Annotated in this window: 11 protein-coding genes and 1 pseudogene; all 12 read left to right on the plus strand. The window is 35.7% G+C overall.

What is annotated here, in order from left to right:
* Window positions 1-245, plus strand: a pseudogene (locus WBN20_RS13280) (xanthine dehydrogenase family protein molybdopterin-binding subunit); the annotation flags it as partial.
* 1 nt (window position 246) lies between these two features.
* The gene (locus tag WBN20_RS13285; RefSeq protein ID WP_424276004.1) at window positions 247-492 is read left to right on the plus strand and encodes a MoaD/ThiS family protein; all 246 of its coding nucleotides are present in this window, start codon (window positions 247-249) and stop codon (window positions 490-492) included.
* A gap of 38 nt (window positions 493-530) precedes the next feature.
* Window positions 531-1,514 carry a GTP 3',8-cyclase MoaA gene (gene moaA, locus WBN20_RS13290; RefSeq protein WP_424271009.1) on the plus strand — a complete coding sequence of 328 codons (984 nt, stop codon included), beginning with the start codon at window positions 531-533 and terminating at the stop codon, window positions 1,512-1,514.
* 48 nt (window positions 1,515-1,562) lie between these two features.
* Window positions 1,563-2,174 carry an NTP transferase domain-containing protein gene (locus WBN20_RS13295; RefSeq protein ID WP_424282046.1) on the plus strand — a complete coding sequence of 204 codons (612 nt, stop codon included), beginning with the start codon at window positions 1,563-1,565 and terminating at the stop codon, window positions 2,172-2,174.
* A complete protein-coding gene (locus WBN20_RS13300) occupies window positions 2,171-3,232 on the plus strand; it encodes a ThiF family adenylyltransferase (RefSeq protein WP_424276001.1) in 1,062 nt (353 codons plus the stop codon). Before WBN20_RS13295 ends, WBN20_RS13300 begins: the two co-directional genes overlap by 4 nt.
* Before the next feature lie 79 nt (window positions 3,233-3,311).
* Complete coding sequence (locus WBN20_RS13305) at window positions 3,312-4,511, plus strand: molybdopterin molybdotransferase MoeA (protein ID WP_424282047.1); 1,200 nt, start codon at window positions 3,312-3,314, stop codon at window positions 4,509-4,511.
* A complete protein-coding gene (locus tag WBN20_RS13310) occupies window positions 4,512-5,522 on the plus strand; it encodes an XdhC family protein (protein ID WP_424282048.1) in 1,011 nt (336 codons plus the stop codon).
* Complete coding sequence (locus WBN20_RS13315) at window positions 5,522-6,130, plus strand: nucleotidyltransferase family protein (protein ID WP_424282050.1); 609 nt, start codon at window positions 5,522-5,524, stop codon at window positions 6,128-6,130. Before WBN20_RS13310 ends, WBN20_RS13315 begins: the two co-directional genes overlap by 1 nt.
* Before the next feature lie 84 nt (window positions 6,131-6,214).
* Complete coding sequence (locus WBN20_RS13320; protein WP_424282051.1) at window positions 6,215-7,306, plus strand: amidohydrolase family protein; 1,092 nt, start codon at window positions 6,215-6,217, stop codon at window positions 7,304-7,306.
* Window positions 7,307-7,502: 196 nt separating this feature from the next.
* Window positions 7,503-7,991 (plus strand): RNA polymerase sigma factor, encoded by a 489-nt coding sequence (locus WBN20_RS13325; RefSeq protein ID WP_424271993.1) that lies wholly within the window; start codon window positions 7,503-7,505, stop codon window positions 7,989-7,991.
* Window positions 7,992-7,994: 3 nt separating this feature from the next.
* A complete protein-coding gene (locus tag WBN20_RS13330; protein ID WP_424282052.1) occupies window positions 7,995-8,591 on the plus strand; it encodes a hypothetical protein in 597 nt (198 codons plus the stop codon).
* 215 nt (window positions 8,592-8,806) lie between these two features.
* The coding region (locus WBN20_RS13335) for a carbohydrate binding family 9 domain-containing protein (protein ID WP_424282053.1) at window positions 8,807-9,647 on the plus strand (841 nt) is incomplete at its 3' end.

A 9,647-nucleotide genomic window follows, 5' to 3' on the forward strand; every position in this document is an offset into this window, starting at 1 on the left:
GAGTACCACAGTCAGTTAATTTTGACAAATATCGACTCATTAGGATGAAAGAGGCACCCATAGTAGAAACTCATATGATTAAAAACGAGTTCTCTCCAACCGGACTGGGAGAACCAACATTACCTCCAGCTGGTGGTGCAATTGCAAATGCTTTTAAAGCAGCAACCGGAAAGAGATTGTATAAACAACCTTTTAGCAAATATCCTGAACTGCTTAAAGGTCCTGAGAAGGAAATAATTGGTTAATATGACAGTATTATTATTTGGTATAACCAAGGATATTGTTGGTAGTTCAACCCTGTCAGTTCCTGTTGCGAAATCTGGAAAGTTAAACACGGTTGGAGAATTAAAATCCTATCTTGGCAAAACTTTCCCTGAGTTAAACAGGCTTAGTTCTCTGGCAGTAGCTGTAAATAACAATTATGCAGCTGATGATTTTACAATAAAAAGTATTGATGAAATTGCATTGATTCCGCCGGTAAGCGGAGGTTAGTGTTTTTGAAATAATTTAAGCTAAATATGAGATTTTAAATGCTGATAGACAATCACTATAGAAATATAAATTACTTGCGCCTGGCTGTAACAGACCGTTGTAACCTTCGGTGCAATTATTGTATGCCATCTGAAGGTATAGCCTTTGCGAAGAAAGATGAGCTAATGAGCATCGAGGAGCTTTCAAAAATTGGTGAATTACTTGTTCAAATGGGTATTGATAAAATTCGGATTACCGGAGGAGAGCCTTTTGTTAGAAAAGATTTGATGGTCCTGCTTAGAAACCTTAAGAATAATGAGGGACTTAAAGAACTTTCAATTACCACAAATGCTACATTGATTGGCCCTTATATTGATGAACTAAAAGAGCTTGGCATTAAGGATGTTAATGTAAGTATGGATGCCATAAATAAGGATACTTTTGAACGTATTACGCGTCGTGATCATTACGATATCGTTTATAATAACCTTATTCGGCTAATAACAGAAGGGTTCAATGTGCGTATTAATTTTATAGTACTCGACAATCAGAATGTACAAGACATAATTCCAATTTTGGAATTACAAAAGCGTTACCCGGTAAGTGTAAGATTCCTGGAGGAAATGCCGTTTAATGGTGGATCTAAAAAATTCAATACAATAAAATGGGATTACAAAGCTATCTTTGCACATATAAGTAAGGCATACCCCTCTATTCAATTAATACCATCTCCAAAAACTTCTACTTCAATTAATTATAAAATAACAGGTCACAAAGGCAATGTTGGGATTATTCCTTCCTTTAGCCGAACTTTTTGTGGTAGTTGTAATAGGTTAAGAATAACTGCTTTAGGAGATGTTATTACCTGTTTATATGGCCCACCGAAAATTAATCTCAGAGATACATTAAGAGGTGATTCTTCCGAATATAATATTAAACGCGCAATACAACAAGTCATTGGTAATAGGGCCGCTACTGGCTTTGAAGCCCAGAAGGAGCACAAAGGAGTTTTTGATAATTCCATGACCTCCATTGGTGGTTAATACTAAAAGTCCTAACGGGTAAGCTTATATCGGTAATTTTATAGAACGATGGAAATCGAAGATAAAAACTCACAAATAAAACTATATGGACTGGTGCTGTCAGGAGGTAGAAGTAGCCGGATGGGTCAGGATAAGGGTCTAATAAAATATCATAATCTTCCGCAGAGAGAGCATGTATATAATTTGTTATCCCAGGTTTGCGATAAAACATTTTTAAGTATTCGAAAAGAGCAATCTTCCGAAATTTCTAAGGGTATAGCATCGATAATTGACAAGGATGAATTTAAAGGTCCTTTTAATGGATTGTTGAGCGCAAACTATGCCTATCCTAAAGTTGCCTGGCTTGTATTAGCCTGTGACCTTCCGTTAATAGATCTAAAGGCAATAAATCAATTGATAGCTGCCAGAGATAAGGAAAATAATGCAACTGCATTTGCTACCAGGAAAAGTGGTTTACCAGAGCCTTTAGCCGCGATATGGGAACCCCACGGATTAGCCCATGCTATAGATTATTTAGAACATGCCACTAGCAGTTGTCCACGGAAATTTTTGATTAATTCTGAGATTAAACTCGTCTTTCCTGAGAATGATTTTGTTTTAATGAATGCAAACTCAGAGGAAGATTATAGAGAAGTAGTATCAAAATTAGAATCCAGTTGAATACAAATCGCTACATACGTCAAACTTCACTTAAGGAATTTGGCCAGAAATCACAGGATTTATTACTAAAATCTAGCGTTTTGGTAGTGGGAGCCGGTGGTCTTGGTATTCCTGTACTGCAATACCTAAATGCAATGGGCATTGGAACCCTTGGAATTGTAGAAGGCGATAAGATAGAGATTACCAACTTACAAAGACAGGTGATCTATTGTGAAAAAGATATCGGAAAAGGGAAACTTGAAGTAGTTTTAGAGCAATTAAAATCGCAAAATTCCGGTACTACATTAATAGGGCATGATACCTTTCTGACACGCGATAATGCTTTGGCTATACTTGCTGATTATGATGTTATTGTAGACGCAACAGATAATTTTCCAACTCGTTACCTGATTAATGACGCTTGTGTCATTCTGGACAAGGCATTTGTTTATGGGGCACTTCACGGATTTGAAGCTCAATTAAGTGTTTTCAACTACCAACAAGGGCCAACTTATAGATGCTTATTTCCTAAGATGCCTTCTAATGACGAGATTCCCAATTGTAATATAAATGGTGTTCTTGGTGTTATTCCAGGTATTGTGGGTAGTTTACAAGCTTTGGAAGTTGTTAAAATACTTACAAGGAAAGATAAAGTTTTATCAGGTCTATTACTAATTTACAATGGTTTAGATCAATCATTTCTCAAAGTGAAGTTTCCACAAATTCCTGAAAACAAAAAAATTAAGGTGCTGGGCAACTATTATTTTGAGGATGAATGCGAAAGTACTAATTCAATTTCTGCCAGTGAATTACATCAGCTTATGGAAAGTAAAATCGCTATTCAACTCATTGATGTGAGGTCAAAAGAAGAGTATAAGCAAAATCATCTGGTAAATTCGATAAATATTCCGATGGAGCAAATAGAAACGCGTAAACATGAGATAGATTTTACAAACCCCATATATGTTATTTGCCAATCTGGAATTAGAAGCAGAATTGTACAACAAAAGTTAATTAAAGTTAATAGTAAAACCTTTATTTATAATATCTTGGGTGGAATAAACCATTATAGCACGTAACCTATTTAATTGTGAACGACCTTATAGTTTCGCTCCGCTTTGAGCAGTGTATTTGTATAAAACACAATTATGAAATTCTATGATCTCATTTGCCGATGCATATAATCTTGTTTTAGAGCATAGTCAAAACTATGGAACGGAAACAGTGTCCTTAAAAAAAGCTATAGGCAGAGTCTTGGCAGATGATATATTCGCTGATAGGGATTTTCCTCCATATGATCGCGCTACAAAAGACGGAATAGCAATAAATTATAACGCTATTGAGAATGGTAGAATTGCATTTAACATTAAAGCTATAGTTGCTGCAGGTCAGCGTACATACAAATTCTTAGAGGAAGACCATTGTGTGGAAATTATGACAGGGGCCGTTGTCCCCTTTGAGGCGGATACCGTTGTTATGTATGAAGATATTACTATTGAACACGGAATTGCCAATCTCAATAAGAAAACTCAAAGAGGGCAAAACATTCATTATAAAGGAAGTGACAAGAAAAAAGGTGAGCTGGTTATAAATAAAGACACAAAAATTACAGCTGCGGAAATAGGAGTATTGGCGTCAGTTGGAAAATCTGTTGTTAAAGTTAAAAAACTCCCCGGGATCGCCGTTATTTCAACAGGGAATGAACTTGTTGAAGTGGAAGACCATCCATTGCCACATCAAATAAGAAAATCTAATTCTTACGCCTTGTTTGCAGCCCTTGACGAAGAGCATATTGTGCCTCTGCTTTTACATTTGTCTGATGATAAGGATATGATAAGACAAAAATTATCATATGTCATCCAGGAAATGGATGTTGTGCTGTTAAGCGGTGGTGTATCTAAGGGTAAATTCGATTTTATTCCTAAAATACTTGACGAATTAGGTGTAGAAAAAGTTTTTCACGGTGTATTACAGCGTCCTGGCAAGCCTTTCTGGTTTGGGGTACATAGAAACACAAAAACAGTAATATTTTCTTTCCCCGGCAATCCGATATCAACATTTGCCAATTATCATATTTATTTTAAACATTGGTTGCAAAAATCATTGGGATTGCCAATTCCTAATGTTGTGGTATTTTTAGAGGAAGGAATAAGCATTAAAGGCAGCATGACTCGTTTTCTTGGGGTTAAAATTAGATGGGTTAATGGTTTGCTTAAAGCCAAATTAGTAAAAGATAATGGTTCTGGTGACCTTACCAGTTTATCCAGATCGGATGGATTTATCAAATTAACCCCTAGGGATGTACCATATACCATAGATGAGAAAGTAACCTTTATAAGCACCAGAACTCTTTTTTAAATGACTCATGAATTAAAACATATATTTACTGCCTACCAAGCGAAAAATAAATCTGGAAACAAAGCAGTTCTCGCAACCGTTGTGGCGCTGGAAGGGTCTTCTTATCGACGTCCTGGTGTACGTATGCTAATCCTTGATAATGGAAAAATGATTGGTGCCGTTAGTGGGGGATGTGTAGAGAAGGAAGTACAAAGACAGGCCGAAAGTGTATTTAGTAGTGGAATACCCAAAGTTATGACTTACGATGGTCGTTATCGTTTGGGTTGTGAAGGTATACTGTATATTCTATTAGAACCATTTATTCCAAATAAGACGACTATAAAAACTTTTTGGCAAACCGTTAAAGAACGGAAAAATTTTGAACTTTTATCCTATTTTACAAGGCAGGAAGGTATTAGTAATGAGTCAGGCTCTCTTTTCAAAGTTGATGACAGTACCTTAAAACTGAGGCCAGGTTTTGAAAGCAAAAAAGGACTAGAGGTATTCCAGCAAAAACTAACCCCATGTTTTAAATTAATAATAATTGGCTCAGAACATGATGCGGTTCAATTATGTTCATATGCCGCCATGACAGGATGGGAGGTTTCTGTTATCGCATCACCATCTGAAGAAAAGAGTATCCACGATTTTCCCGGAGCTCAACAATTTCTTTCGCAGTTGCCGGAAGAATTTGCATCGCAAATGATAGATAAGCAGACTGGAGTTGTATTGATGACACATAGCTATGTAAAAGATCTTAAGTATTTAGTTGGGCTTAGGGGAGCAAGGCCAATTTATCTCGGATTGTTGGGGCCTTCATTGAGAAGAGAAAAATTATTAAATGAACTTATGGAATACGATTTGGATATTTCAGATGATTTTTTTGATTCTATTTACGGACCGGCCGGAATAAATATTGGTGCAGAGACACCTCAGGAAATTGCGGTATCTGTGATAGCGGAAATCCTGGCAGTAATTCGTGAAAAAGAACCCATGCTTTTGAGGAATAAATTGGGAACAATACATAATTGATGAATTCTAAGGTAACTATTTTAATACTCGCCGCCGGATCTTCCAGTAGAATGGGAAAAATTAAGCAGCTCTTGCCATGGAAAGATTCAACTCTTTTGGAGCATTCAATTAAAATAGCCAAATTATCAAAGGCCAGTGAAGTACTTGTCGTCCTCGGTTCCAATGCAAAGCTAATAAAGGAGAATATTAAAACGGATAATGTAAGTTTTCTTGAAAATACGAATTGGGAACTTGGATTAGGAACTTCAATATCATGTGGAGTTAATTTTCTGATGCATAACAATAAAGACACTGATGCAATACTTGTTCTTCTTGCGGATCAGGCTTTGATAGATACTGAATATCTCAATGAGATGATAGATCGTTGTACCAGTAACAAAATTGATCTTATTGCTACCAGATATGGCGATAAAATTGGCGTACCGGCCCTGTTTAAACAAATTTATTTTACTGATTTACAGAATTTAGATGGCGATCAAGGGGCTCAGCTTTTACTTAAAAAATTTGAAGATAACGTTGTTAGCATGAACCCCGTAGGAAAGACTTTTGATGTGGATACCCTGGTAGATTATAATAAGCTTTTAAGAATGTACGATAACAAACCCTAATTTATTAAGAATACTTTTATTTAATAATTAAAACATCTGCATCATAGATTTATAGTACATTTCGAGTATCAAAATAACATAAATATGACCGCTGTTAAAAAACACTTTCTTCCTTTATTTCTTTTAACTTTTTTATTTCAGTCACATGCCCAGGAAATGAGTTTTGAAGAGTACAATCCAAAATCCACACTAGTGGTCACAGAAAATATAATAGAGAAGGCAAAGTATCCTTTTATAGATATTCACAGTCATCAGTTTAAGATGGCCACACAGGACTTATCCCAGTTGATTGCCTCTATGGATAATATGAATATGGCCGTTATGGTTAACTTAAGTGGAGGGTCTGGTGAAGGTCTTAAAAATATGCTGGATAATGTAAACCGGAATTACCCAAATAGGTTTGTAGTCTTCGCCAATGTAAATTTTAATGGAGTAGGAAGTCCGGATTGGTCAGAAAATGCAGTAAAGCAGCTGGAAGAGGATGTTATAAATGGTGCAAAAGGATTAAAAATATATAAAAGTCTGGGGCTTAGAAATAATGATGTTAATGGGAATCGAATAGCAATTGATGACAGCCGTTTAGATCCTATTTGGGCTAAATGCGGGGAATTAGGTATCCCGGTTCTTATACATGCCGCAGATCCAAAGTCGTTCTGGGATCCAATGGATAGTAATAACGAACGTTGGTTAGAATTAAAAACCAGACCAAGAAGGAAGCGATCTGCAGATAATCCAGCTCCATGGGAACAAATAATAGCAGAGCAACATGCTATGTTTAAGAAGCATCCTGAAACTAAATTCATTAATGCACATATGGGATGGTATGCCAATAATTTACAAAAGCTAGCCGAACTTTTAGAGCAAATGCCAAATATGTATGTAGGTATTGGTGCAATTATAGCAGAGCTGGGAAGACAACCTCGAGCTGCCCATAAGTTCTTTGTTAAATATCAGGATCGTATCTTATTTGGCAAAGACAGTTATCAACCGAACGAATTTCCCACTTATTTCAGAGTTTTGGAAACCGATGATGAATACTTTCCGTATTACAAGAAGTATCACGCGTTCTGGGCAATGTATGGGTTAGATCTCCCGGACGAAGTATTGAAAAAAGTATATTATAAAAATGCTTTAAAATTACTGCCAGGACTGGATCAGAGTTTGTTCGCAAACTAAACGGTGAAGTTTTCTGGTACTTTTATACCATATAGGCACAATTGGTTCTCCTAATATATGGTTACGCCCTTTTTATTGGTAAATCAATTTTTGACATGTCCATTAATTATTAATTTTCTTTGGCCCCATAAATATTCTAACGAAAGTGTGATTTTTTTTGATGTTGATCTACTAATTAAGCAGAAGTTGTAAAAATATGGGTAAAGAAGAGTCTTTTACCAGGATAATCAGGGAAAATGAAGGTGTGATTTTTAAAATCACCACGATCTACACGGATAACGGACAGGACCAAAAAGATTTGTATCAGGAGATTGTCTACCAATTGTGGAAGTCTTTTGATTCTTTTCGAAATGAATCTAAAATTAGTACATGGATGTATCGCATTGCATTGAATACAGCAATCGGTCAGTTAAAGAAAAGTAAAAAGCATTCCAATACAACGGGTATAGATCAGGTGATTCTGAAACAAACGGAAAATTATGATTCAGAATTTGAAAACCGCTTGAAAATGGTATATGAACATATTCACCAGTTAAACATTCTTGAAAAAGGCTTAATACTCCTTTTATTGGAAGGAAAAAAGTACGAAGAGATTGCAGAGATCACCGGATTAAGTGAAACTAATGTTGGAACCCGTATTTCCAGGATTAAGCAAAAATTAAAATCAAGAATATTAAAAAAATAAGTTATGGACTTAAAAGAAATCCAAACAATTTGGTCAGATATGAGTGATCAATTGGAGCAGCAAAAAAAACTAACAAATGAACTAATTATGAAAATGACACAGGAAAGATATAGGACAAAGTTTGATAAGATCGCATTTTATGAATCAATCGGGGCAGTAATATGTTTCATCATGGCTATTTATTTTTTAGTCAACCTGGATAAGTTAGACACCTGGTACCTTCTTAGCTGTGGGATATTCACTATAGCGTTCTTAATAATTTTACCCATTATTACGCTGGGATTATTAGGGAAAATTAAGCGCATGAATATTGTGAAAAATAGTTTTAAAGAAACTATTGTAGAATATACAAAGGCAAAGAATCAGTTATTGCTAATGCAAAGGGTTGGAATATATTTGAGTTTTGTCTTAATGTTTACATGCTTGCCGGTATTTAGTAAAATCATGAATAATAAGGATCTTTTTCTGCAAAGCAGGATCTGGCTCATTTACTTGCCAATAATGGCTGTTTTCTTGTTTTTCTTTACAAGATGGGGATATAAGTGCTACAAAAACATAACTAATTCTGCGGAAAATATTCTTAAGGAATTAGAAGTATAAAATAGTAATATTCCTTTTTTTTTATATGGCTTCGCTTTTCGCGGCTTTTTAACTTTCCTAATACCGGAGGAATTTCTGGTTCTTTTGCAATTTTTGATGTACTTTATCATAGTCTAGAATAACTAAGCCAGATATCTAAGTTTCATCTAACCGATACTCTTAGTAACGCTTGTTTTAGGTGTTTAAAATTCAGGTGGATTCATGAGAAAAGTAGTATGAAAAAGTTTCCATTTACTTTAATTCTCTTTGCATTAATACTGCAACTTAATGCCCAAAAAAAGAATGAAAGTTTTCGCATAAATATCCGAAAAACCAATTTACCAATAAAAATTGATGGAATTGCGGATGATGAAGCATGGGAAGGAACTGATGTTGCCAAAGATTTTTTTATGGTAACGCCTATGGATACTGATAAGGCAACGGATAAGTCCGAAATACGGATGACCTATGATGACACCAATATTTACTTAATAGCTACTTTTTATAACAGTGTCCCCGGGAGTTATTTTGTTGAGTCTTTAAGGCGGGATTTTTCATTTAATAAAAATGACAATTTTTTATTATTCTTAGATCCCTTTAACAACCAAACTACAGGATTTACTTTTGGTTCTAATGCTGCAGGGGCTCAGTGGGATGGTACGATGTTTGCAGGCGGCAGTGTTGATCTTAATTGGGATAGTAAATGGATATCTGAAGTAACACAGGACGGGGAAAAATGGGTTTTTGAAATGGCTCTTCCTTTTAAATCTATAAGGTATGAGGATGGGGTTAAAGAATGGGGCATTAATTTTAGCAGACTACATTTGGCTTCGAGCGAAAAATCTAGCTGGACACCAATACCAAGGCAATTCCCTACGGCTTCACTAGCATATACCGGAGTGTTAGTTTGGGATGAAGCACCTCCAACCCCGCGCTTCAACTTCTCCTTAATCCCATATGCATTGGGCCAAACGACTTATGATTTAGATGGAAATACAGATTATGAGACTAAAGTTGGTGGCGATGTTAAAATTAGCCTGTCCTCCTCGCTAAACCTTGACCTGACTATAAATCCGG

The sequence above is a fragment of the Eudoraea sp. genome, assembly GCF_049665975.1.
GTDB lineage: Bacteria > Bacteroidota > Bacteroidia > Flavobacteriales > Flavobacteriaceae > Eudoraea.